Annotated in this window: 19 protein-coding genes, 1 tRNA gene and 2 pseudogenes; 13 read left to right on the top strand and 9 right to left on the bottom strand. The window is 42.0% G+C overall.

What is annotated here, in order from left to right:
• Window positions 1-271: 271 nt before the first annotated feature.
• Together V7K41_RS00105 and V7K41_RS00100 are read right to left on the bottom strand one after the other, a co-directional pair.
• Window positions 272-956: pseudogene (locus tag V7K41_RS00105) on the bottom strand (group I intron-associated PD-(D/E)XK endonuclease).
• A gap of 42 nt (window positions 957-998) precedes the next feature.
• A tRNA-Arg gene (locus tag V7K41_RS00100) sits at window positions 999-1,071 on the bottom strand.
• A 146-nt stretch (window positions 1,072-1,217) separates the two neighbouring features.
• Between V7K41_RS00100 and V7K41_RS00095 the strand changes: the two genes are divergently transcribed.
• The 4 genes from V7K41_RS00095 to V7K41_RS00080 all read left to right on the top strand — a co-directional run bounded on the left by V7K41_RS00095 (window position 1,218) and on the right by V7K41_RS00080 (window position 4,106).
• Window positions 1,218-1,343 (top strand): hypothetical protein, encoded by a 126-nt coding sequence (locus V7K41_RS00095; RefSeq protein ID WP_334845143.1) that lies wholly within the window; start codon window positions 1,218-1,220, stop codon window positions 1,341-1,343.
• A gap of 85 nt (window positions 1,344-1,428) precedes the next feature.
• Complete coding sequence (locus tag V7K41_RS00090) at window positions 1,429-2,088, top strand: Npun_F0813 family protein (protein WP_334845142.1); 660 nt, start codon at window positions 1,429-1,431, stop codon at window positions 2,086-2,088.
• 140 nt (window positions 2,089-2,228) lie between these two features.
• Window positions 2,229-3,080 carry a hypothetical protein gene (locus tag V7K41_RS00085; protein ID WP_104908316.1) on the top strand — a complete coding sequence of 284 codons (852 nt, stop codon included), beginning with the start codon at window positions 2,229-2,231 and terminating at the stop codon, window positions 3,078-3,080.
• Between the two features lie 21 nt (window positions 3,081-3,101).
• Window positions 3,102-4,106 (top strand): transposase, encoded by a 1,005-nt coding sequence (locus V7K41_RS00080; protein WP_334845141.1) that lies wholly within the window; start codon window positions 3,102-3,104, stop codon window positions 4,104-4,106.
• A 264-nt stretch (window positions 4,107-4,370) separates the two neighbouring features.
• Here V7K41_RS00080 and V7K41_RS32735 read toward each other — a convergent pair.
• The 3 genes and pseudogenes from V7K41_RS32735 to V7K41_RS00070 form a co-directional block, all read right to left on the bottom strand.
• Window positions 4,371-4,595: pseudogene (locus V7K41_RS32735) on the bottom strand (photosystem II q(b) protein); the annotation flags it as partial.
• On the bottom strand, window positions 4,546-4,704 hold the full coding sequence (locus V7K41_RS32730) for a hypothetical protein (protein WP_442943082.1): 159 nt from the start codon (window positions 4,702-4,704) through the stop codon (window positions 4,546-4,548). The pseudogene V7K41_RS32735 and the gene V7K41_RS32730, both read right to left, overlap by 50 nt.
• A 270-nt stretch (window positions 4,705-4,974) precedes the next feature.
• Window positions 4,975-5,664, bottom strand: coding sequence for a Uma2 family endonuclease (locus V7K41_RS00070; protein ID WP_334845140.1), 690 nt, complete (start codon window positions 5,662-5,664; stop codon window positions 4,975-4,977).
• A gap of 235 nt (window positions 5,665-5,899) precedes the next feature.
• On the opposite strand from V7K41_RS00070, the gene V7K41_RS00065 reads away from it, so the two are divergent.
• Complete coding sequence (locus tag V7K41_RS00065; RefSeq protein WP_334845139.1) at window positions 5,900-6,121, top strand: PepSY-associated TM helix domain-containing protein; 222 nt, start codon at window positions 5,900-5,902, stop codon at window positions 6,119-6,121.
• A gap of 77 nt (window positions 6,122-6,198) precedes the next feature.
• Here the strand turns inward: V7K41_RS00065 and psbA are convergent, their stop codons facing one another.
• From psbA to V7K41_RS00050, 3 genes are all read right to left on the bottom strand, one after another.
• Window positions 6,199-7,281 (bottom strand): photosystem II q(b) protein, encoded by a 1,083-nt coding sequence (gene psbA, locus V7K41_RS00060; RefSeq protein ID WP_334845138.1) that lies wholly within the window; start codon window positions 7,279-7,281, stop codon window positions 6,199-6,201.
• Between the two features lie 475 nt (window positions 7,282-7,756).
• Window positions 7,757-9,256 carry an MBOAT family O-acyltransferase gene (locus V7K41_RS00055; protein WP_334845137.1) on the bottom strand — a complete coding sequence of 500 codons (1,500 nt, stop codon included), beginning with the start codon at window positions 9,254-9,256 and terminating at the stop codon, window positions 7,757-7,759.
• A 100-nt stretch (window positions 9,257-9,356) separates the two neighbouring features.
• Complete coding sequence (locus V7K41_RS00050) at window positions 9,357-12,371, bottom strand: DUF1574 family protein (RefSeq protein WP_334845136.1); 3,015 nt, start codon at window positions 12,369-12,371, stop codon at window positions 9,357-9,359.
• A 496-nt stretch (window positions 12,372-12,867) separates the two neighbouring features.
• Between V7K41_RS00050 and V7K41_RS00045 the strand changes: the two genes are divergently transcribed.
• The 4 genes from V7K41_RS00045 (at window position 12,868) to V7K41_RS00030 (ending at window position 17,120) form a co-directional block, all read left to right on the top strand.
• Complete coding sequence (locus tag V7K41_RS00045) at window positions 12,868-13,122, top strand: hypothetical protein (RefSeq protein ID WP_334845135.1); 255 nt, start codon at window positions 12,868-12,870, stop codon at window positions 13,120-13,122.
• An 85-nt stretch (window positions 13,123-13,207) separates the two neighbouring features.
• Window positions 13,208-16,300 (top strand): phosphoenolpyruvate carboxylase, encoded by a 3,093-nt coding sequence (locus tag V7K41_RS00040; RefSeq protein WP_334845134.1) that lies wholly within the window; start codon window positions 13,208-13,210, stop codon window positions 16,298-16,300.
• A 94-nt stretch (window positions 16,301-16,394) separates the two neighbouring features.
• Window positions 16,395-16,649, top strand: a complete 255-nt coding sequence (locus tag V7K41_RS00035) for a hypothetical protein (RefSeq protein WP_334845133.1) — start codon at window positions 16,395-16,397, stop codon at window positions 16,647-16,649.
• A gap of 165 nt (window positions 16,650-16,814) precedes the next feature.
• The gene (locus tag V7K41_RS00030; RefSeq protein WP_334845132.1) at window positions 16,815-17,120 is read left to right on the top strand and encodes a small RNA NsiR4-regulated ssr1528 family protein; all 306 of its coding nucleotides are present in this window, start codon (window positions 16,815-16,817) and stop codon (window positions 17,118-17,120) included.
• 499 nt (window positions 17,121-17,619) lie between these two features.
• Here the strand turns inward: V7K41_RS00030 and V7K41_RS00025 are convergent, their stop codons facing one another.
• On the bottom strand, window positions 17,620-17,799 hold the full coding sequence (locus V7K41_RS00025) for a hypothetical protein (protein ID WP_334845131.1): 180 nt from the start codon (window positions 17,797-17,799) through the stop codon (window positions 17,620-17,622).
• Between the two features lie 436 nt (window positions 17,800-18,235).
• Here V7K41_RS00025 and V7K41_RS00020 point away from each other — a divergent pair, with 436 nt between their 5' ends.
• The 4 genes from V7K41_RS00020 to V7K41_RS00005 form a co-directional block, all read left to right on the top strand.
• On the top strand, window positions 18,236-18,592 hold the full coding sequence (locus V7K41_RS00020) for a hypothetical protein (protein ID WP_334845130.1): 357 nt from the start codon (window positions 18,236-18,238) through the stop codon (window positions 18,590-18,592).
• 276 nt (window positions 18,593-18,868) lie between these two features.
• Window positions 18,869-19,315: a hypothetical protein gene (locus V7K41_RS00015; protein WP_334845129.1), complete on the top strand. Its 447-nt coding sequence runs from the start codon at window positions 18,869-18,871 to the stop codon at window positions 19,313-19,315.
• A gap of 763 nt (window positions 19,316-20,078) precedes the next feature.
• Window positions 20,079-21,986: a 1-deoxy-D-xylulose-5-phosphate synthase gene (gene dxs / locus V7K41_RS00010; protein ID WP_334845128.1), complete on the top strand. Its 1,908-nt coding sequence runs from the start codon at window positions 20,079-20,081 to the stop codon at window positions 21,984-21,986.
• Between the two features lie 555 nt (window positions 21,987-22,541).
• Window positions 22,542-22,902, top strand: a 361-nt coding sequence (locus V7K41_RS00005; RefSeq protein ID WP_442943080.1) for a M10 family metallopeptidase C-terminal domain-containing protein, incomplete at its 3' end; no start/stop codon positions are given.

Here is a 22,902-nt window from a genome sequence, read left to right as displayed (position 1 = left end):
TTAGCTATAGCAATTATTGATGGCATGGAAGCTAGAAGTTTAAAGGGTGGATATGACCTTGAGCGTCTTATATTTAATTGCGCCTAGCTACTTATATTTTAAGCACCCATTTAAAAATATAACTGAAAATGATATTAAAAATTTTACAACAATTAAACTTTACTTAGAAGAACATCGCATTGATGTTCAGAAACGGGTTCTTTCATAATATGAATTTCAGGCAATCTCTAAATTTCTCTTATGCTTAAACAAATGAAAGATTTAAGCAAAATTATCCTTCCACTTTTCCATAAGCTTTCTTCACCCAATACCCTCTAGGTGGTTTTTCTATCCCATAAGCCTTACACCACTTTTCTACAGCCTTATCAGACACGCCAAAATCTCTCCCAATTTGTGCGGTTGGCTTTTCCCAAACTAGTTTTTCTAGTTCTTCTTTTGATGGCCTTTCAACTTTTCTGGTATGAATTCTAGAGTATGGGTTAACCTTTCTGGTTGTTAAATCAACGCCAAACTCCTTGTAGGTTCGCTTAGATACTGCTTCAGTAAAATCTGTAAAATCCTCCCACCAGTAAAACGGTGTAGCTGAATTAGGTATCTGGGTAGTTCATGTAGCAACCATTAAAGTTAATTGATGGATAAACAACTTTATCTATATCAGGCAGATAAACAGCATAAAAGTCAAAGTCATTTACTTTATACTTTTTCTGATGAGTACCATTTTTATCTACCCAAATAGTTTTATTGACTACTCTATTATCTCCCGCATATTTAGCTTGTATTTTGTAAAATTTATCGTCTTTGTAAGCAACAAAATCAAAAGGTAAATGCTCACAAACAAGTGGTGTGAGAACTAAATACCCTTTAAGTGTTAAATCGGCGATCGCTTTCGTTGCAGCAATATCGCTTTTATTCTTGGTATGATCCAGCAATAACGAACCCTCAATCGAGGAAATCATCATATCACGTCACAGTGCTTGAGGGTTCATATTGAGTTAAAACGAGCGCGGCAGGGTTCGAACCTGCGACCGATTGCTTAGAAGGCAATTGCTCTATCCACTGAGCTACGCGCCCAAAACAAAATAATGGCTCCCAAAGGAGTCACCTACACTATTATATCGTTCTTACCTACCAAGAAGCAATCGAAAATTGCAGATTTACCACTAGCAAGGCTAAGATGCTAGTCGCTAGCTAGTCAATTTACACTAAAAACGAAACAGATGGAGTATTGGTTTAGATATATTGAGTTGTCAAGGGGTTATTTGCCTGTTAACGCCACCGTCCTCTGGGCGGCTAGCTTCGAGAAGAATCTGGCGATCGCTAGGCTCATTTCCACAGTATGCTAGGTAATTTCAGCCTTGGCGATGCTGCCAAATGCCATTATATATTCCATATTAAGAGTGCCCCTGTGAGGAGTTATTTGCTAGTGCCATGTTTATTCTCAAACGGCAGGATGTTGAAATATCAAGCATTCAGCACCCAAAAAAGGATCAGCAGGTGCCGATCCTTAGTTATCAAGGGCAGACTTTTCGCTTGATTAGCGTATTCAAAGCTAGTCAAGAGGAAGAAGCTAGAGGCTTATGGAGAGAATTAACGGATAACCGAGGCAAAGCCTGTGTTTTGCTGGAAGAACCGGAACGTTTTAGTGTTTGGGGTAAAATCCGTTTAGAGCAGCTAGATAGTGACACAGGTGGTCATGGCAAAACGGCGATTTTAATCCAAGCCAGTATTTTGCTGTTGCAAGGTGTTTCTATCGATATTGAAGAGTTTTTAGGTGCTAGGCAAGCTGCCTTATTTGAAAAAGATATTGCGGAGGTGTTAAAGCAGAAGCAATTTCCCCAAGCATCCTCCCTAGAAGCAGTTAAATATTTGGTATCTACTAATCCTTTGCCGACAGCCAAAATACCTGATTGGCAAGAAAATCATGTAGTTATCCTGTTACAAGAACTGCATCGATTAGGAAAAGCTTATTTTGGCAACGCTAATTTTACCAAACAAGTGATTTATAAGCTAGAAGATATGCCAGAAGCCGAGCGATCGCTGTTTATCACTTGGCTAAATCAATCGCCACTGGCTAAACTATGGCAGTAGCATGGAAATTTTTTTACAAAATCCCTGCCATTGGCACTTGCTTTTGGTGTCCGATTGTGTATTACCTGACAGACATACTGCAAGATATACAGTCCTTTAACTCAAAATACTGCCAGAGTGCATCTACATAGTCAAGTCCTATGAATAACTCTTACGAAAATTCATTTCTTTCTAAATCAATTTTCACCACTCAGAACATTGTCTTAGCTAATATTGGCTGGGCCGTACTAGCACTGCTATACTTTTTGTTGTTTAGTGCCAAAGTTCCCGGAGCAGATGGTATAGAAAGCCGGGCCGAGTGGTATGTGATTGGTACAAATATTTTTGAAGCTTTAGCTTATTTGGGTGCCAGTATCTTATGCTTGAGGAATTGGCTGAGTCCGCAAATCGTCAGTGGGCGAAATGTTTGGCTCTTAATTGGGTTAGGTATGCTTTCCTATTTCGTTGGGGGGATAATTTTCGGCTATACCGAAATAGTTTTAAAAGATGAACCGGATGTATCTGTGGGCGATATATTTTTTGTACTGACTTATCTATTACTTGGTGCAGGCATGATTTTAGCTGTGGCTTCCAGGCGAATCAATCTGGAAAAATGGCAGTGGCTAATTGTGTTAGCAATTGCAGTGTTCGGTAGTTTGTTGGCATGGTGGATTTCTATGCAACAGGAAACACCCTCAGAACTGCTAGTCGCTATTTTGAATTGGTTTTACGTAGTTAGCGATGTAGTTTTGTTAATTATTGCTACCACTCTGCTACTAGCCTTTTGGGGGGGAAGAGTTTCCCAGTCTTGGCGAATGATTGCAGCGGCGGCCTTTTCGCTCTACATTGCAGATATGTGGTTTAAATACGCCCAAGGCCCCAATTATCAAAGTGGGGAGATATTAGAGGTGTTTTGGGTGTTTAGTGGAGTGTTATTTGGCATGGGCGCTGTCTTAGAATATGACGCATCACTAAGACGAACGCGGCGTACCAGCGGACGTAAACGAGCTTAGTAAGGATTTTTGGTATCTACCGTGAGAAAACTAACAGACTCTGACAAGCAAGAAATTCTTAAGTTATATCGAGAGACTGCCGAAACAACCTCAACTTTGGCAGACCGCTATGGTGTGAGTAACTCGACGATTAGTCGCCTGCTCAAAAGCACTTTGCCAGAAGATGAGTATGAATACTTAGTCTCTTTAAAGCGGGCTGCGAGAACTCCTGAAGGAAGGGCACAGGTAAGCTACGAGCAGTTACCGCTGCTGAGTCAACCAGAACCAGAGCCGGAGATAGAAGTTCCACCCAGCGAAAGCCAACCCTTGGAAGTGCCAAAGGTTGAGCCACTACCACGTAAGATAATTCGTGTAGAGCAGGAACTTTACTCAGACGAAACGGCGGAGTCAATTGCTGCTAGTAGACGAGTGCGGCGACGCCCCTCGGCGACAGAAAAACCAAAGCTCCGAGTTACAGAGAAGTTAGAAACTCCAGAGCCAAAGCCGCCGGAAATAGTCAGCATTCCCATCCCACCGCTAAAGAATGAACATCCAGGAGCGGCTGTCATCGCGCAGATGCTGGGCGAAGATTTGCTCGACGAATCCGAGGATTTGGATGATTTAGAAGATGATGATTTAGATGATGATGACTTTGAGGAAGAAGACTTTGATGATGATGACCTGGATGACCAAAGACCTTTAGTCACAAAACGTAGACCAGGTGAAGCATCAGTTCAAGTTTTACCTCTGTCAATAGCCAATTTGCCAAAAACTTGCTATTTGGTAATTGACCGTTCTTCGGAACTAATTACGCGTCCTCTGAAGGACTTTGGTGACTTGGGGCAAATTCCCAGCCTGGAAACCCAGCAAAGAACTCTGCCGGTGTTTGATAACCATCGCGTCGCCAAGCGTTTTTCTACTAAACGCGATCGCGTGATTAAAGTTCCAGATAGTAAAATGCTCCATAAGGCTCGTACTCATCTACAAGCTAAGGGCATCACGCGACTGCTGATCGATGGTCAGGTCTATTCGTTGTCTACGGTTTAGGAGTTAGCAGTTAGAGTAGAGCATCGATTCAGTAATTAAAAACAGGGCTGTTTCATCTTTGCATCCATGATTTTTCATCCCCTAGATAGTTGTAATTTTACATCTTTTAGGGAGCAAAACAGCCCTGCCCTACCTACTTTTATCCTAGCCTCCGCCCTAGAGATTACTTTGAGAAATGCAGGCTTTATTGGGTGGCCACCCAATAGCTTTATGCATGAAAAAAGCGCTCTCTAGACAGAGAGCGCAGTGAATTTTAACTTACAATTAACCGTGAATTACAGGTACGATCGTTGCTACAGTTACTGCCTTATCCGCTGCCAAATCTAGGAGGAAGTTGTGAGCATTGCGCTCGTGCATCACTTCTATACCCAGATTGGCCCGGTTCAGTACATCTGCCCATGTATTAACTACATGACCTTTGGAGTCAAGAATTGATTGGTTAAAGTTGAACCCGTTGAGGTTGAACGCCATTGTACTGATGCCCAATGCTTAAAACGCCGAACCAGCAGATATAAAGCCGATTGTCGGTGCTAGTAATCCATTGACAGAAACGATCCCACAGGTTGCCGTTTTCTCTTCTTCCTAGAGTTGTGGTCATAACTGTGTTGTTTATAAACTGTGTTATTTATAAATCGCTGACAACAAACTTTTCCAATTCTTAAGAATTGAAAATCAAGCTGTTTTCAAAGACTTTCGCTAAATACCTTCTCCCTAATAGCCGTAACTCTCTCAAATTACCTCAGATCAAAAATGCTATTCATTAACTTCCCCAGGGAGATAGTATAAAAAAGAGGAAATTGTTATCGGCTTGTATATCACGTTTTACATGAATGATTTATATTTTTCAATATATTTATATTAAGTTTTACTAAGACAAATGTTTAACAAACTCCGCATGTTCTTTTGAATTTAATCCTTGTTGCAGCACTGCTAAAACTGTCGTCATGTCTCCTGTAAGGAGTGAAGTGACAGCTAACCACAAACCTGGAAATACCCTACTTTTAATCACACCTTCTGCATTTGCGACGAGTGGCAAATATTCACCATTTTGCAAAGAGAACCAGTCAAGTTTATTTTCCAAAGTCTGCCAGACGATATATTCCTGTACTCCGTTGCGACGGTAGGCTCGTTTTTTGTCGTACAAATCAATGGATGCACTACTGGCTGCTACTTCTGCTACTAATTCCGGTGCGCCTTCTACGTAATCATCTTCACTTATTTGTGCCTGTCCTCTGGCTGGTTTATCTATCAACAGCAAGACATCAGGCTGTGGTTCATTGTCTAAATCCAAGCGCACAGTAACATTGTCACCTAGCGCTACGCCTGGGGTGGAAACTTGATAAACTCCCAACCAGGTAATTAACTGTCCATGAGGTTGGCCATGACTTCTAAAACGCAGGGGTGATGCTACGTAGACGACTCCTTCAATTAATTCTGCTTTTTTATCGGGCATTGCTGTATAACGACGCTCGAATTCGTAGCGGGTTAAGCGATCGCCACTTTCTAAAGGAGGGATAAAAGCGTTATTATTTAAGCCATGTTCCACAGAAGCCGTCATTACCTGATTCCTCATCGCAGGAGTTGTAGCTTGAATCTAAGATAGTGTAACGCAATGTCTTCCACAGCCGCCGAGAGGGCGTCTACATAGATGGGAAAATGAGAGCAAGAAATAAAAATCTTTCTCATTTAACTATGACAATCATCTTTACAGAAGCTGACTTTGATGAACTATGGCAAGAGGTTTAGAAATCGGTGAAATTACCTGCTAATCCAATAATTTTGAATATATTGAAATGTGGCAACATCAACTGATACAGGTATCTACGAAGGCGACTGCATCGTTAGGCGATCGCGTCTTCAATTCCTTTAACGATTTGCATTACGGTACTTTCTGGGGATTGCCATCTCGTATTTTCTACGTCTTTGTCGGACTTGCACCGTTAATTTTATTCGTTACTGGCTTTGCGATCTGGAAGCATCGCTATAGAAGAAAATCTAGTAGAGGATTTATTTGACCTGTTTTAAAATAATTACAACTAAAAAGCGCCCCCCATTTCTGGAGGGCGTTTTCTATTTAGCTAATACTGAAGTATTAACCGTTGATAGCAGGAGCAGTCATTGCTACAGGTGTAACTTCACCAGCAGCCAAATCGAGTGGGAAGTTGTGAGCGTTACGCTCGTGCATTACTTCCATACCCAAGTTAGCGCGGTTGATCACATCTGCCCAGGTGCTGATGACGCGACCTTGAGAGTCAATGATTGATTGGTTGAAGTTGAAACCGTTCAAGTTGAACGCCATCGTGCTGATACCTAAAGCGGTGAACCAGATACCAATGACAGGCCAAGCTGCGAGCAAGAAGTGCAATTGACGGCTGTTTTGAAATGATGCGTATTGGAAAATTAAACGACCGAAGTAGCCGTGGGCTGCAACGATGTTGTAGGTTTCTTCTTCTTGACCGAACTTGTAACCGTAGTTTAAAGATTCGGTTTCGGTGGTTTCACGCACCAAGGAAGAAGTTACTAGGGAACCGTGCATTGCAGAGAACAAGGAACCGCCGAATACACCAGCCACACCTAACATGTGGAAGGGGTGCATCAAGATGTTATGTTCTGCTTGGAACACAATCATGAAGTTGAAGGTTCCAGAGATACCCAAAGGCATACCATCGGAGAATGAACCTTGACCGATTGGGTAGATCAAGAATACTGCACAAGCAGAAGCCAAAGGTGCGCTGTAAGCTACGCAGATCCAAGGACGCATTCCTAAGCGGTAAGAAAGTTCCCACTGACGACCCAGGTAGGCAGCGCAACCGATCAAGAAGTGGAAAACTACCAACTGGTAAGGACCGCCGTTGTACAACCACTCATCTAAAGAAGCAGCTTCCCAGATTGGGTAGAAGTGTAAGCCGATGGCGTTTGAAGAAGGAACAACTGCACCAGAGATGATGTTGTTTCCGTAGATCAAAGAACCTGCAACTGGTTCGCGGATACCATCGATGTCCACAGGAGGAGCAGCGATGAAAGCAATTACAAAGCAGGTTGTAGCAGCTAGTAGGGTTGGGATCATAAGTACACCAAACCAACCGATATATATGCGGTTGTCGGTGCTGGTGATCCATTCGCAAAAGCGATCCCATACACTAGCGCCAGAGCGCCGTTGTAAGGTTGTGGTCATGGTTTTATAAGTGCTATGGGTTGTTAAAAAATATGCAACAAGCGGTATTTATTTCGCCTGTTGAAATATAGTGTACATGAATTTACTTGGACGCGACCTGTGACTTAATATTCTGTAACATAATTCTTTAACAAGCTCATCGAACTGTAAAGTTTTCCTACTATTACAAAGTAATGGATTGAGGCTTTTTAAGCCATTTCAACAATAAACTAGCGATCGCTTTCAATGACGCGATCGCCTAGTCACTTTCCTTTACACTTCTTTACAATTAGCTGATGGGATAAATTGCAAGTTTTGCTGATTTGTAACGAGATAATAAGTTCTATAGCAGTCCTAAATCATTTGTGAAATATTTTTTTGTTGGCTGTCATTTGTCCTTTGTAATCACAAATGACTCTTGACAAATGACTAAGGATGACCATAAAAAAATTTTTGCAATCTCATTTAGGATTGCTATATTTGTCTGATGGTTCAGTTAAAAATCAAAGTAGATGTAAGGCAAACTGCCTTCAGGAGCTAATAACCAAACAGCGTAGAAACATAGGGGGACGAATACAAGCTTCAGAGGCCAGTTAAACTCTAACTTCAGGATTCGATTGAAGGCATAGACTACAGACATAAGGGCAGCTAAACCTAGAAGTACCCAAGCGAGTTGGGATTGGCTCATATTTAAGGCTTCCACATAGACCTTTTCAGCAAACTGGGCGTCAGCCGGATAACCCCAAAGATGCCGAATTACCAAAGAAGAGTCTTGGAGATTAGGTAGACGGAACCAAATCCAAGAGGTAAAAACCATCAGTTGGGTCAAAAACCAAGCGACAAAGATACCCAGAGGATTTTGCCAGAATTGTTCTAGATTTTCAAAGCGATCGCTTATAGAATCTGTAAGTCGATGAACCACCAAAGCTAATCCGTGGAGTATACCCCAAACAACATAACCCAAAGCAGCACCATGCCAGATACCAGCAATTAGCATCACAATAAATAAATTCCAGCAGGTACGGACTAAACCCCGACGGGAACCACCCAAAGGAAAGTAGACATAGTTACGTAGCCAATCTCCCAGAGTGATATGCCAACGCCGCCAAAATTCTGAAATATTGGCGCTGAAATAAGGAAAGTCGAAATTTTCAGGTAGAACTAAACCGAAAAGCATAGCACTACCACGGGCAATGTCTACGTAACCGTTGAAATCTAGATATAACTGCAAGCCATAGGCGAATGTAGCTAACCACAAATCGGTACTACCCGCCCGTTGCAAATTACCAAAACATAAATCTACGAAAATTCCCAAGTGGTCTGCAAAAATACCTTTTTTGACTGCGCCCCTAGCAATCAACCACAGCGCTTCAGCTACTCTATTAGTACTGGGTAATTCTAATGTATTAAATTGATTTGCTAAGTTGTGGTAGCGTGTAATCGGCCCTGAAATCAGTTTGGCGAAGAATAATTTGTATGTAGCAAATTTGAGAAAATTATCAGTAGCAGGGGCACCGCGATAGACATCTATTAAATAAGCAATACATTCAAAGGTGAAAAAGGAAATTCCCAAGGGTGCAATTATTTTAAAAGAGCTATCTGGTGAGTTTGTTTGTACATGAAAAACAAACTTGAATAAAGGGGTAAAATACTTAAAAGCTAATAACAGTAAAACATTTAAAATTATACCCACCGACAAAACCTTTAGACGGCGACGATTCCAATCAACTTGAGCAAATTGCCAAGCTTCATTAGAAATTTGCCAGTCAAGAGAATGTTTTCCTGGTGATGTATTGTTCCCAATTTCCAGTCCTACACGGAAATTAATAAACGTCAATGCTAATAGTAATGGTATGTATTGGATGTGCAAAGATGCATAGAAAACCAAACTGGCAATTAGCAGCGTCCACAATCGCAATTTATGTTGTGCTAAAGACCAATAAATTCCTAACACACTCAATAAGAACAGCCCATAGAAAATTGATATAAAGTTCATTTTTTAGTCATTTGTCATTTGTCATTGGTAATGGGGCATTGGTCATTAATCAATAATTATTCTTCCTCTTCTGCCTCATCCGATTCTCCACTCCCACTCCCTACTTCACTGGCCAAGGAATCATCGGATCGTTAGCTAGCTTTTTCGAGACTTCGTATGCACCAAAGCGGTTGAGGTGGCTAGGATCGGAAAAGAAATCATTTACTTTTGTCCACTGTTGGCTCAAATCACGATAAATAAAGTTGGGATTAGTAGCCAAACGCAACATATATTGCTGAAATTGTTGCTCATATTGTCTACGCACTGGATCTAAATAATCTCCTGTCAGAGGCATATTCACGAACACTAAGGAGATTTTCTGAGATTGGGTAAACTGAAGCACTTCTTGAAAAGCAGCATCTTGCTGTCCTTCTACTTGGAAAGATTTATAGTCGTTGTCATAATTTCCGCTAACTCTAGAATGTTTTTGATAGTACCTTGCGGGATTAAAGCGAATAGACAACGGTAGAAACCCATCAAAGTCAACCGCTTGCTGAGAAATACTTTCATCTGAAGTACCGTCTGTCAACTGTTTTTGTGATGTAACTGTCTGATTCTTACCAAATATGAGCAATTGTTTTTGTAGTAAACTTTTAATTTGGTCGCGGTTTTGATAGCTAGCAGAAACAGATGCTAGAGCCTGATTTAACGATTGATTGACAGCTTCATAAGTACTAATCTCTTGTTTTTCTTCGTTTGTTTTTTGTTCTCCCGAATTTACCGTATTTTCTGGCAAATCATTGCTACTTGCCGTTGTTGGTGTTTTTTCAAATGCTTGTTTATAACCAGCTGATGCAGCAAGCGATTTAAAGGTAATATCCTCGCGCCCACCGTTGAAAGCACGCGCACCATCTGCCCAGATAATTATTTTGGGTAGTTCTGATGGTTCAAGGACGTGACGAATCACAAAGTCTACAACTTGCGCCGTAGCACCGTTAATCCCAAAGTTAAACACATCAAGATTTGGATAGCCTTGAGTTGCTAAAGCCTTAGAAAGTGCTGCGGGATCTACTCCTCTAAGGGCGCGGGAAGAGCCAATAATCAATATATCTGGGGGACTACCAGTTCTAGCTAAACGCTGTTTATACAGTGCTAATTGCTCGTCTAACTGCCTGACATTAAAACTTGGCATCTGCGATCGCGCTGCTAAAAGAATAGCTGTTGCGGTTGCTTTTTCCTTCAGTGGTGCGGCTGCCAAATTATTTTTTGGGGTATCATCACTCTGAGTAAATTCCGAAGCATTAAATACAGAACTCTGATTTGGAGGAGATTTTGTCTTAGAAGTGCTGCTAAAAAATGTCGTTTTCTCGCTCTGATTTTTCCCAGATGTCAAAGATGCCTTTTGCTCAGAAGATGATGGGAGGGTGGCACTAGCGACTTTTGGCGAACTGGGCGTATTACGTGCAATAATTCGACCCAATACCCAATCAGTTTGGAGGGTGAGCAATAATCCCAGTGTTCCCCAAACCAGAGCAATTTTAATTCCTTGAACATCATGGTTATGTTCGGCTGACTGGTTGCTTTCGGTAAATAGCTGGCTTTTCAACAGGAATTTTCTCGCAGTTGAACTCGCCGTTGTTATCCAATCTCGCGCTACTTCTGTTACAAAATTTTGAACTTCTTCTGTCGTTAAGTCTGGGCGCAAAATTGGCTCACTAGTCTCAGATGTTACTAAATCGTTAATGTATATAGAAGTAGCAGCAAATTCTGGGGTTGCTTCTGGTACTAAACGTTGGCGATGTTCAAGATCGACGCCATAATGCCAAAAAGGTTCTTTATTCCCAGCACGGCGACCGTAGATACGTACTCCCATAATACCGGAAATTTTTAACTGGCGGATAAACTGCGTAATTTTACTTGCTACTTGTTGCCGCTGTGGACAAACAGGTGCATCACACATAATGTGCAATAAACCATTTTTGTTCAGTAGAAGTACGCGAATTCCACCTGTCAATAGTCGCCAATCCAAATCAGGATTGAGTAAGCGCTCTAGTAAAAATACGATCGCTGGTTCATCGCCAGTATTTGCCAAATCAAGTGGTGATATGGCAAAGGCGGGATGGTTTGCTGCGGGTAAACTCAGCCAATCAATCCAAGTGGGTTCCTTGTCGCCTGCTTTTTGTCCGTATACGGTGGCGGCGAAAATGCCTTGAGGAGCGATCGCTTCTAGCTGCGGTAAAATCGCCTCTAAGCACACTACCTTGTCTGGGATCGGGGCAGTTCCTAAAGGATCGAAAGCTGGGATACAAAATATATGTAGCGTTGATTCTTTCAGAGAAACTTGGACACCAACTTTTAACCCTGATAGTACTTCAGCTAATAATCGAGCGAGCGCTTGGACATCTCCCCAACGCGCCCACTCTTTAAGCATCACCTCTGGTGGCGTCAAATCCACCCGCAGCAGCCAATCTGGGGCAGTTTCGCCACTTACCTGAGAAACAATTACGGCATCTTGGTAGCCGGAAAGCTTGAGATAACGCAACTTCTGTGCTATGGGTTCGGCAAGCAACGATGCATCAGGGCTATAGCTTGACTGGCAAAATATCCACAGGCGATTTTCTTCTGGCTGAGAATTCTTGGGCTTAGATAGCTTAATCTTGGCCTGTACTGATACGCCTAGCGTACTCAGAGTTTCGCTCAGATATCGAGCGATCGCCTCTGGATTTCCCTGGCGTGCCAAACTTTCGTTAGAGACAATTAGCGCCCCACCCGATTGTTTTAATTTTTCTGAGTCTGCTAGCAGCGCTTGTTGCACCTGATCTAGATGCTTATCTATTTGATTTAAGTGAACCCGATGGCACCATGAGGGGCGGTGTTCCCCTTTTCTGCGGCCATAGACAAATACTTGATATATTGAGGTTTGTTCGCTGTTTGTGAGGATATCTAAGTTTGTTTGCTGTAGTGCTTGCAGCAAATCAGACAAAGTACGCCAACGCTGCGGACATTCTGTACCTTCACAAAGAATATGAAGGTCATTTCCCCGCAACCGGACTTTCACTCCGAAAGTGTTGATCCCTGTTGCTTGGCTTACCCATTGCACTAAGGATTGCTGGCGATCTGGTAATACTGTTTTCATGCTCAGTTAACTTTACAGTCAGCGATGGTTGGGGGATAGTGCCTGCACTTGTAAACTAGAACCATAGGTCTATCACACTCTGACGTTTTTTTTTAACAATTTTGTTACCTTCCTAGCTCACAAAATCGGACAAGATAGTCTTGTATAGGTTGTAAGTCTGACTAATGTTGAGTTTTGCGTTTATTTTACTAATAGGGAGTCAAAAATCAGAAGTTAGAAGTTAGGAGAGACGAGATTAATCGCGTCTGTACAGGAGCCAGGAGTCAGAATAATTCTATATGACTGACTGATGACTTGTCTTTAAAGCCGGACTTATGTCCCACTGCGTCAATGCCCCTGATGGGCGAAACAAACAATAAGCTTATCTCATTTCAACTCCATTCCTCGGTCGTTCGAGTCATCCTAACTCCTGTACAGACGCGATTAATCGTGTCTCTCCTAAAAGACGCGATTAATCGCGTCTCTACTCATAAATTCCCATAACCAAAAATTAGCAATGCCTCCTACCAACCAACAGTCTTCACCTAAACCCGCATCCAATCTGGATTTGTTTCCCATTTCTCAATCGTTCCTTTTACAAATAGGTACAGCGTCTATATTACTGCTGCTGCTTACCGGAAAAACTACAGTAAGAGCACTAGAAGCCATAGGAGAAACTAGTGAAGAATTATTTCGAGGCGATCGCCTACCCAACCTAGACTTCCCAGATGAACACGAAATCAATCAAGATGAGAAGATATACACCAAATAATTATTTGCTCAGGAACAACCCGGTGAGCATTAAGTTGCAAAACCTAGAACCGTAAACAGTAATTAGCTTTACCAGAATAGAGAATATGGGTTCCCTTTTATACTCTTCGTCTCAAACTGCGGATATATACCCGGTGTCGGAATTATTTTTGCGTCATCGTCTCCAGGTAGTGGAAGAATTGTGGGAGTCAGTTCTCCGGCAAGAATGCGGTCAAAATATGGTAGACCTGTTGCGTCAGTTGCGCGATTTATGTTCGCCAGAAGGACAAGCAACAAATGACCAAGCATCTTCAGCCGTCAAATTGATTGAACAACTAAATATCAACGAAGCAATTCGCGCCGCTCGTGCTTTCGCTCTGTATTTTCAGTTGATTAACATCATAGAGCAGGAATACGAACAACGGCAGCAATTGAGTCGTTATGAAGCAGAAACAGAGGCTACAGAGCCAGAAACACCATCCAATGCTAACTATTCCTCCAATCAAAGAGAAGATGACGCGCCTGTTAGCAAGGGAATAGCAGCAGCCTTCCTGAGAAAGAATTATCTAGAAAAAGCGCCAGTCAAACCAAAAGGTACTTTCGCTGCCTTGTTTCCCTATTTATTCAAACTGAATGTACCACCCCAGCAAATTCAACGTCTAATTGCACATCTGGATGTGCGCTTAGTTTTTACAGCGCACCCGACGGAAATTGTTCGTCATACCATCCGCGATAAGCAGCGACAGGTGGTACAACTTTTGCAAAAACTGGATGCCTTGGAAAACCATTCCGGGACTACACCAGGAGCATATCCTTGGGAAGCAGTAGATGTCCGCGAACAATTGCTCGAAGAGATTCGCCTGTGGTGGCGTACAGACGAACTTCACCAGTTCAAACCCACAGTGCTAGATGAAGTAGATTATGCTCTACATTACTTCCAAGAAGTTTTATTTGATGGTATTCCCCAACTTTATAAACGTTTCAAACACACCCTATCCACTACCTTTCCTTGGCTAGAACCACCGAGTAAAAACTTTTGCTCTTTCGGCTCCTGGGTAGGCGCAGATAGAGACGGGAACCCATCAGTCACACCCGAAATCACCTGGAAAACGGCTTGCTATCAGCGCAAAATGGTAATCGGGAGATATATTCAGTCAGTGAAAAATCTGATTGAATTGTTGAGTGTGTCAATGCACTGGAGTGATGTTTTACCAGACTTACTGGAATCTCTAGAATTCGATCAGTCCCAGTTAAGCGAAGTATATGACGCACTGGCGCTGCGTTATCGACAAGAACCCTATCGGCTGAAACTGGCTTACGTGCTGAAACGGTTGGAAAATACTCGCGATCGCAATCTAGCTTTGTACAATCGGGAAACGCCAACAAATCAAGATAGCCCCCTGTATCGTTCGGGAGCCGATTTTTTAGCAGAACTGCGAATGATTCAGCGCAACTTGACAGAAACAGGTTTAAGTTGTCGAGAATTAGAAAATCTGATCTGTCAAGTAGAAATTTTTGGTTTTAACTTGACACAGTTAGATATCCGCCAAGAATCATCCCGTCACGCCGATGCGCTCAACGAAATCCTCGAATACCTGCAAATATTACCCCAACCTTACAACGAACTATCCGAGGAGCAAAGAGTAGCTTGGCTCACAGGCGAACTGCAAACCCGCAGGCCATTAATTCCGGCAGAATTGCCATTTTCCGAAAAAACCAACGATGTAATTGAAACCTTTCGCATCGTGCGATCGCTGCAACAAGAATTTGGTCTTAACATCTGCCAAACTTACATTATCAGCATGTGCCGCGACGTGAGTGACGTGCTGGAAGTACTGCTGTTAGCCAAAGAAGCCAGACTTTTTGACCCCGCCATTGCCGTCGGAACTATTCAAGTAGTCCCCCTATTTGAGACAGTAGAAGATTTGCAACGCTCCAGAAGCGTCATGCGGAAACTGTTTGAACTGCCGTTATATCGCGCTTTGTTAGCTGGTGGTTACGAACAGACAAAAGCAGAAGGTACAGATGAAAATTCACCCTCCCCTGCTCCCCTGCTCCCCTGCTCCCCTGCCTCCTCCTCCCCCCTCACCCCCAACTTGCAAGAAGTAATGCTGGGGTATTCTGATAGCAACAAAGACTCTGGTTTTTTAAGCAGCAACTGGGAAATTCATAAAGCTCAAAAATCACTGCAAGAAATAGCAGAAAACTACGATCTAAACTTGCGGATTTTCCACGGACGCGGCGGTTCTGTAGGACGGGGTGGCGGCCCCGCTTACGAAGCGATTTTGGCTCAACCAGGTCATAGTATCAATGGGCGAATCAAGATTACCGAACAAGGAGAAGTTTTAGCTTCCAAATATTCCTTGTTGGACTTGGCTTTGTATCACATGGAAACCATCACCACTGCTGTGATTCAAGCCAGCCTGCTGCGGACAGGGTTTGATGATATTGAACCCTGGAATGAGATTATGGAAGAATTAGCAGTGCGATCGCGTCAACATTATCGCGCCCTAATCTACGAACAGCTTGATTTTGTTGATTTCTTCCATCAAGTAACTCCCATCGAAGAAATTAGCCAGCTACAAATTAGTTCCCGCCCCGCACGCCGTCCATCTGGTAAGAAAGATTTAAGTAGTCTGCGAGCTATTCCCTGGGTATTTAGTTGGACACAAACTCGCTTTTTGCTTCCTTCGTGGTACGGTGTTGGCACAGCGTTACAAGAATTCTTGAACGAAGAACCAGAAGAACACTTGAAATTACTGCGCTACTTTTACGTTAAGTGGCCATTCTTCAAAATGGTGATTTCTAAGGCCGAGATGACCTTGGCAAAAGTAGATATGCAAATGGCACACCATTACGTCCAGGAACTCTCAAAACCAGAAGATAAACTTCGTTTTGCCAAGGTTTTTGACCAAATTGCTAGCGAATTTTATCTAACAAGGGATTTGGTGTTAAAAATCACCGATCACAATCGACTCTTAGATGGCGATCCTGTATTGCAACGCTCTGTGCAGTTACGCAATGGCACAATTGTCCCCTTGGGGTTTATCCAAGTTTCACTACTCAAACGTCTACGACAGTCCCAAAATACTACTGCTACTTCTGGAGTAATTCATTCTCGTTACAGCAAAGGCGAGTTACTGCGAGGAGCATTGTTAACTATTAATGGTATTGCTGCTGGCATGAGAAATACAGGTTGAACCACTGCGTAGAGTCATTAGTCATTAGTCCTTGGTAATTTTCAAATGACAAATGACAAATGACAAATGACAAATGACCAATGACAAATGACAAATGACAAAAAACAGAATTTTAATTTGCACTTTTTTGGCGCTGTTATCAGGTTTTTTTGGTGCTTACACCAGTGGGCAAATCACCATAATGCTCCATAGCCAAAAGTGCCAAAACCAACCTTGGGGTTTAAAGGAGATGTGCAACGCTTGGATGACACCAGGAGCAATATGGCAAGGTAGCACAACAGGACTTTGGACAGGCACTATCTTAGGGGCTTTTGTTGGTGGTTTGGTGACGCGACAAGCTCGTGATTAGTCTAATGTGATACCAATTCAATTAATGATTGCAACACATCCTTGGCTAAAGACTTGATGAATCGCGTCTCTACAGATTTTCAAATTGGTATGAGTTTGAGGGTTGGCAGCTTTGGTGTCAGCAAGGCTGGTAAAATCTACCCATAGCGAAAAAGAGAAAATCACCATGCCTACCGAAACGAACCCAGGGAATCAAACTACTACAGGGGCTGATGCGATTGATGAAGCGATCGCACAGGGAATTGATTTTGATGGTTCTCCCATTTTGCCTGCCAAGCTAGAACTTTATGGTAAAGTTATGGCGCTAGAAAGCAATAGACAGCGCAGTGGTGTATCTAATACGATGCGATCGCGCATTGTGCGGATTGGCGCAAAACACATTCCCCAAGCAGAACTCGACCAATTACTCGTAGATGCCGGTTTCGCACCCTTAAAAGAGAAAGAAATTGCCTTTTTTTATAGTGGTAAATAAATAAACAGGACTTACGCAAAATCATGAAAAAACGAACCGCATTCGCCTAGCGTCTCGTTAGAGAAGGACGCAAAGGACACAAAGGAACAAGAGTTTTAGAGAGTTTTTGCGTAAGTCCTAATAAAGTTAGGAGTTCGTTGAGATACAGCAGTTTTCGTTTGTATGAAGTACAAAGTCACTAGTTTTGAGGCAGGAGGCAGGAGGCAGCTATGCTGGAGGGAAAAGAATAATTTAATTTTTGAGTCCTCGGTTTTATACCTCACGCTTGTTGCTTACAGCAGTTTGCAACTTTAGCGATGTCTGACGACAAACTCTGACACTGCTTCGCACAGCGTCACGCTGCTAATTCCCTACCACCACACGTCTGGGCTTAAGATATCAATTCAATTCTTTACCTCACACATCCCAAATTGCCATCAGTATTTTGGCTTCTTGAGTGTTTTCGCGATCGCGTCGAAAAGTGTATCTTCAGCAAGATTTTGTCAACTTTGCCTTGTGTTTAAATTGGCAGATGGCTATATGAGCAAGTGCGATCGCTCTTAGCAAAAACGGCATAAGCGGCATCACGCGGCGAGTTTGAGCCGTTCAAAACCTTATCAACATATCTGGGATCTTTGATGCGCTGTGCATAGTTTTGAGCAGTAGCCAGTAAGTGCAACCCATCTGATGTCTCACCCAACTGCCAAGCTGCTAAAGAATCTGCTATGGCATTCTGTTCATCCTTTGTGATTTCTGCACCCTGCTTCCAAGGGATTTCTAATTGAAACTCAGCATTGGCTTTGTAGTAGGTGTACTACTCATCAGATGTTGTGATTGAAGACAAGGTAGGTAACAGCTTATGAGGATTCATTAAAACTCCAAATGTGTGTAGCATTGTATTGTTTTAATGATTCCCAAAACTTACTGTAAACTCCTTAGATTGTAATTGCGATCGCCACGTTATCTAATGCAACCCCCTGCAATGCCATTATTTTGGCTGACAATGCCATTGTTTTGACTTGCAAAAATTAACTCACGCTTTTTTTAACCTTGTTCTATCTAAAAATCTCACTTTACTGTTAGATTTTTTGTTGTAATAGGCACATTACAGGTATACTCTATACCAATGTACTTATATGCCCGCCCAAGATAAAACCCGTCGTTTGCCTTCTCAATCAATTAGTCAAGATATAAACTCATTTCACGGCTTGCAAACCATCAGCATATATAACACAACCCGTACTGATGCCTCTGTAGCAAACTTACAGCAAGGTTATCAAGCTATGTTGGCGCAGCAACAATCCGAAACTGAAAAACTAACTTTATATCGTGCTGCGGTCGATGCTGCGCGATTAGCAGAATGGGAATTTCATAATGCTGTATTAGCCATGAAAGAAGTAATTCGCGGTCAATATGGCTCAGATAGCGATGAAGCTCAAGCCGTTGGACTGAAGAAAAAATCAGAACGCAAGCGTCCCAATCGTAAAAAGTAAGTTGCGATCGCAAGTTAATTAACTGAAGGGCGATCGCTAACTTTTCTCTGGGTGCGTTAGCGTAGCTCACCGTAGGTATCGCCCATGTCGAAAAATTGCAATTTGTTTAAACCGACCTTTGATTACTAGGAAATAATCTTTACTCAAAATTCAATCTATCAAAATAGTGAACTAATTTCATAACTATTGATGCGAGAACTTCTATCTAGGGATTGATATGACTAATAAGCTAAATGAAGTAGAAATAGTATACTAAATCACATGAGATTGTATTGTATGAAATCCAATTATGTTACAAAACAGGTTTCCACCGTAAAACGCTGGATGGTAACAACACTTTTTTGTATGTTAGCGATCGCTTTTGTTTGGCAAGGTGCATTTTTCTCGAACACCTCAGCAATGGCCGATCCTTCTGCAACCTTAATTGCATCGTCAGACACAGCCGATCGTGCTCAAGATAAAGCTGGTAGAGATGCGGGACGAACCAAAAATTTCATTGATGATACGGCAGATAAAGTTAAGGAAGCTGCCAAGAGCAATGCCAGTAAAGTTGACCAAGCAACAGACAACGGTAGTTTTGTTGAGCGCAAAGCCAAGAAAGATTCGGCTACAATTCAGAGAAGAGCAAATGAAGATGCATCTCGGACTAAAGAAGCAGTAGACAACACAAAGAATGTTGTTGAACGTACTGTTGAAAACATTAAGGATGCTTTTGGTAAATAGAGATATAGATATAGCAATCCGATTGGATTTGTGAAAATCGAAAGCTTTAAATTTCCGACTTCTTTAAGAAGTCGGAAATATTGTTGTTTACGAGTAATTTTGGAAAGTCTCAGGTTACGTCAATATTATTACAGCAATTTACAGGTAGTTAAACATTATGGTAGGGTAGCAGAGCTAGCTCTGTGTCCCTACAGGGGATTGTAGTTAAAGCCTCGTTTCCAATTGAAAACTCTTAACGTAGATACAGAAATGATTTACTAAATACATGAAGTTAGATAAAGTAATTGAGTAGCTTTAGATACATATTTGTCACAGTTATAAGAACTAGCGATCGCTGATAAAATTAGCTGCTGTCAGCGAAGAAAAGTAGAAACTCTAGTTAAATATTTACTAGCAATTATGCTAGATATATAGCTGTAAATTAAAATATTTGATTTTCTTTTTTACTAACTTAAAATGGCAAAATTGAGTCATCTGCTTAGGGATCTTCCGCAAATTACTCTTAAAAAACTTGTTTTTCTATACGCATCATAGGCATTTTATAAGTAGCATTACCCACAGAAAAATGTGTTATAACTTTAACTGATTGCAATCTTAATTTGACGAATTGTTAATGGGTAACAAATTTTTCACCATTATCAATTAAGAAGTTATACTTTCCACTACAACTTAGTAATAATGTAAAAGTTTGATTCTGTGGACAACCCGACCGTGGGAAAATCAAAATACCGAGACTCGAAGTTAGAGAGGAAAACCTTATAATATGCATCTGAGCGAAATCACCCATCCTAATCAGTTGCACGGTTTATCTGTTCGCCAACTGCAACAGATTGCCCGTCAGATTCGAGATAAGCATCTTCAAACAGTAGCAGTTAATGGTGGACACTTGGGGCCAGGGTTGGGTGTTGTCGAATTAACACTAGGACTTTACCAAACACTGGACTTAGATCGGGATAAAGTGATTTGGGATGTAGGACACCAGGCTTATCCCCACAAACTGCTTACAGGACGTTACGATCGCTTCCACACCCTTAGACAAAAAGACGGAGTTGCAGGTTATCTCAAACGGGGTGAAAACAAGTTTGACCACTTTGGGGCTGGACACGCTTCTACAAGTATTTCAGCAGCATTGGGCATGGCTTTAGCGCGAGACTTGAAAGGAGAAAAGTTTAAAGCCGTTGCTGTAATTGGGGATGGCGCACTAACTGGCGGCATGGCTTTAGAAGCGATTAACCATGCCGGACATATGCCGAAAACCAATCTGTTGGTTGTTCTCAATGACAACGATATGTCCATATCTCGCAACGTCGGCGCGATTCCTCGCTATCTCAACAAAATGCGCCTCAGCCAACCGGTGCAATTTATTAAAGATAATCTTGAGGAACAGTTGAAGCAAATTCCCTTCGTGGGCGAATCCCTCTCACCCGAACTTGGACGCATCAAAGAAGGTATGAAGCGTTTGGCTGTTCCAAAGGTAGGTGCAGTTTTTGAAGAACTCGGCTTTACCTACATTGGTCCCGTGGATGGGCATAATCTCGAAGAATTAATTGCCACCTTCCAACAAGCACATCAAATACCAGGCCCAGTTTTGGTACACGTGGCAACAGTAAAAGGCAAAGGTTATGAAATTGCCGAACTAGATCAAGTTGGCTACCACGCCCAAAGCCCCTTCAACGTCGCAACTGGCAAAGCCATTCCTTCTAATAAACCCAAACCCCCAGCTTATGCCAAAGTCTTTTCTCACACTCTGGTAAAACTTGCCGAACAAAACCCGAAAATCATCGGGATTACTGCGGCTATGGCAACGGGAACAGGTTTAGATAAACTTCAAGCAAAACTGCCGAATCAATATGTTGATGTCGGCATTGCGGAACAACACGCAATCACCCTAGCAGCAGGACTTGCAAGCGAAGGAATGCGCCCTGTTGCAGCTATTTATTCCACCTTCTTGCAACGCGCCTACGATCAGATAATTCATGATGTCTGCATCCAAAGCCTGCCAGTATTCTTCTGCTTGGATCGGGCGGGAATCGTCGGATCTGATGGCCCCACCCACCAAGGTATGTATGATATTGCCTATCTGCGTTGCATTCCCAACATGGTAATCATGGCCCCCAAAGACGAGGCAGAACTGCAAAGCATGGTGGTAACTGGCGTTAATCATACCAGCGGGCCGATCGCAATGCGCTACCCTCGTGGCAATGGCTACGGTGTTCCCTTGATGGAGGAAGGTTGGGAACCTTTGGAAATCGGCAAAGGCGAGATTTTGCGTACAGGCGATGACGTGTTAATCGTCGCTTATGGCACAATGGTCTATTCAGGAATGCAAGCCGCGGAAATTCTCAGCGAACATGGCATTGAAGCAACTGTAATTAATGCGCGTTTCGTTAAGCCTTTGGATACCGAGTTGATTTTGCCTTTAGCGAAGAAAATCGGCCGTGTTGTCACCTTAGAAGAAGGTTGTATCATGGGTGGCTTTGGTTCTGCGATCGCTGAAGCCTTGTTGGATGCAGATATTCTAGTTCCTGTCAAGCGATTCGGTGTGCCAGATGTGTTAGTAGATCATGCTGAACCCAATGAATCTAAAACAGAACTAGGTTTAACTAGTCATCAAATAGCAGAGAGAGTGTTGCAAGCTTTCTTTAAGCAGCAAGTATCTGCTGTTGTTTAGCTAACTCTGTGTCAAATGAATCGCCCACATTTGAGTAACAAGTGTGGGCGATCGCCTACAGAGATGCAATTCTAGTATTTCTAGATTAATGTTTTATTTTCTACAATAAATTCTAACTATTTAAGCTATTTAAAATTTGTCCCTAAAAGCCAATTGTACTGTCGCTACAAGTGTGCGATCGCAGTGGCAAGCTGGTGATTTTAGGTAATTCACTAAAATCATGAGGTACTAAATAATTACTCCAATTAACTTTGATAGTAGCTCGATTGTCTGTATACTAAATCTAGTTAATCAGCATAATTCATATACTATCAATGTAGTAGCATTATCAATCTATTAGCAGCTGATCACTAAATAAATTTAGTTGCTCTGTATCCTTTTGTGTTTAGGCCATTTTATGAAAAAGTGGTAATTTTAATGCTGCTTATACCAAAAATATCCAGTATTTTTAAACATAATAATTAATATTGAATATCAAATATTGAGCTACAAAATATGATGCAATATTTATTACATCATGCGTCAATATTAAACCCAAAAAAGCACGGTAAAACTATGGCTATTCAAGGAACAAACGATAACGATAATTTAGTTGGCACTTCTGGAAATGATACTATTCAAGGCTTCAACGGTAATGATACCCTTTCTGGACTAGGTGGAAATGACCGCTTAGAAAGTGGTTTGGGCGATGATACTTTGTCTGGTGGGGCGGGGAATGATGTTTTTAACTTGGCATACTCTCAAGAAAATGATTTAGTCATTGATTTCGTCCGAGGACAGGACAAAATTGATGTCAGAAGCCTCAATATTGGTGATTGGAGTACGCTGCAAAAACTGATTACTAATGACGGTCAAGACAATGCTTTGATTACAACTTTTTTTGGTGGTTATTCGTCCCAACTAAAACTCAATGGCA

It is taken from the genome of Nostoc sp., from assembly GCF_036917415.1.
Taxonomy (GTDB): Bacteria; Cyanobacteriota; Cyanobacteriia; order Cyanobacteriales; family Nostocaceae; genus Nostoc.
The sequence above is the reverse complement of the archived record's forward strand: the minus strand, read 5'-3'. Positions and strand labels throughout refer to the sequence as shown.

What these genes read in the sequence shown, in the direction of transcription:
- V7K41_RS00020 (WP_334845130.1), top strand. Translation starts at nt 18,236, where the DNA reads ATGCCCGCCCAAGATAAAACCCGTCGTTTGCCTTCTCAATCAATTAGT.
- V7K41_RS00090 (WP_334845142.1), top strand. Translation starts at nt 1,429, where the DNA reads ATGTTTATTCTCAAACGGCAGGATGTTGAAATATCAAGCATTCAGCAC.
- psbA (WP_334845138.1), bottom strand. Translation starts at nt 7,281, where the DNA reads ATGACCACAACCTTACAACGGCGCTCTGGCGCTAGTGTATGGGATCGC.
- V7K41_RS00040 (WP_334845134.1), top strand. Translation starts at nt 13,208, where the DNA reads ATGGGTTCCCTTTTATACTCTTCGTCTCAAACTGCGGATATATACCCG.
- dxs (WP_334845128.1), top strand. Translation starts at nt 20,079, where the DNA reads ATGCATCTGAGCGAAATCACCCATCCTAATCAGTTGCACGGTTTATCT.
- V7K41_RS32730 (WP_442943082.1), bottom strand. Translation starts at nt 4,704, where the DNA reads ATGACCACAACTCTAGGAAGAAGAGAAAACGGCAACCTGTGGGATCGT.
- V7K41_RS00085 (WP_104908316.1), top strand. Translation starts at nt 2,229, where the DNA reads ATGAATAACTCTTACGAAAATTCATTTCTTTCTAAATCAATTTTCACC.
- V7K41_RS00050 (WP_334845136.1), bottom strand. Translation starts at nt 12,371, where the DNA reads ATGAAAACAGTATTACCAGATCGCCAGCAATCCTTAGTGCAATGGGTA.
- V7K41_RS00055 (WP_334845137.1), bottom strand. Translation starts at nt 9,256, where the DNA reads ATGAACTTTATATCAATTTTCTATGGGCTGTTCTTATTGAGTGTGTTA.
- V7K41_RS00015 (WP_334845129.1), top strand. Translation starts at nt 18,869, where the DNA reads ATGAAATCCAATTATGTTACAAAACAGGTTTCCACCGTAAAACGCTGG.
- V7K41_RS00065 (WP_334845139.1), top strand. Translation starts at nt 5,900, where the DNA reads ATGTGGCAACATCAACTGATACAGGTATCTACGAAGGCGACTGCATCG.
- V7K41_RS00035 (WP_334845133.1), top strand. Translation starts at nt 16,395, where the DNA reads ATGACAAAAAACAGAATTTTAATTTGCACTTTTTTGGCGCTGTTATCA.
- V7K41_RS00070 (WP_334845140.1), bottom strand. Translation starts at nt 5,664, where the DNA reads ATGACGGCTTCTGTGGAACATGGCTTAAATAATAACGCTTTTATCCCT.
- V7K41_RS00030 (WP_334845132.1), top strand. Translation starts at nt 16,815, where the DNA reads ATGCCTACCGAAACGAACCCAGGGAATCAAACTACTACAGGGGCTGAT.
- V7K41_RS00045 (WP_334845135.1), top strand. Translation starts at nt 12,868, where the DNA reads ATGCCTCCTACCAACCAACAGTCTTCACCTAAACCCGCATCCAATCTG.
- V7K41_RS00095 (WP_334845143.1), top strand. Translation starts at nt 1,218, where the DNA reads ATGGAGTATTGGTTTAGATATATTGAGTTGTCAAGGGGTTATTTGCCT.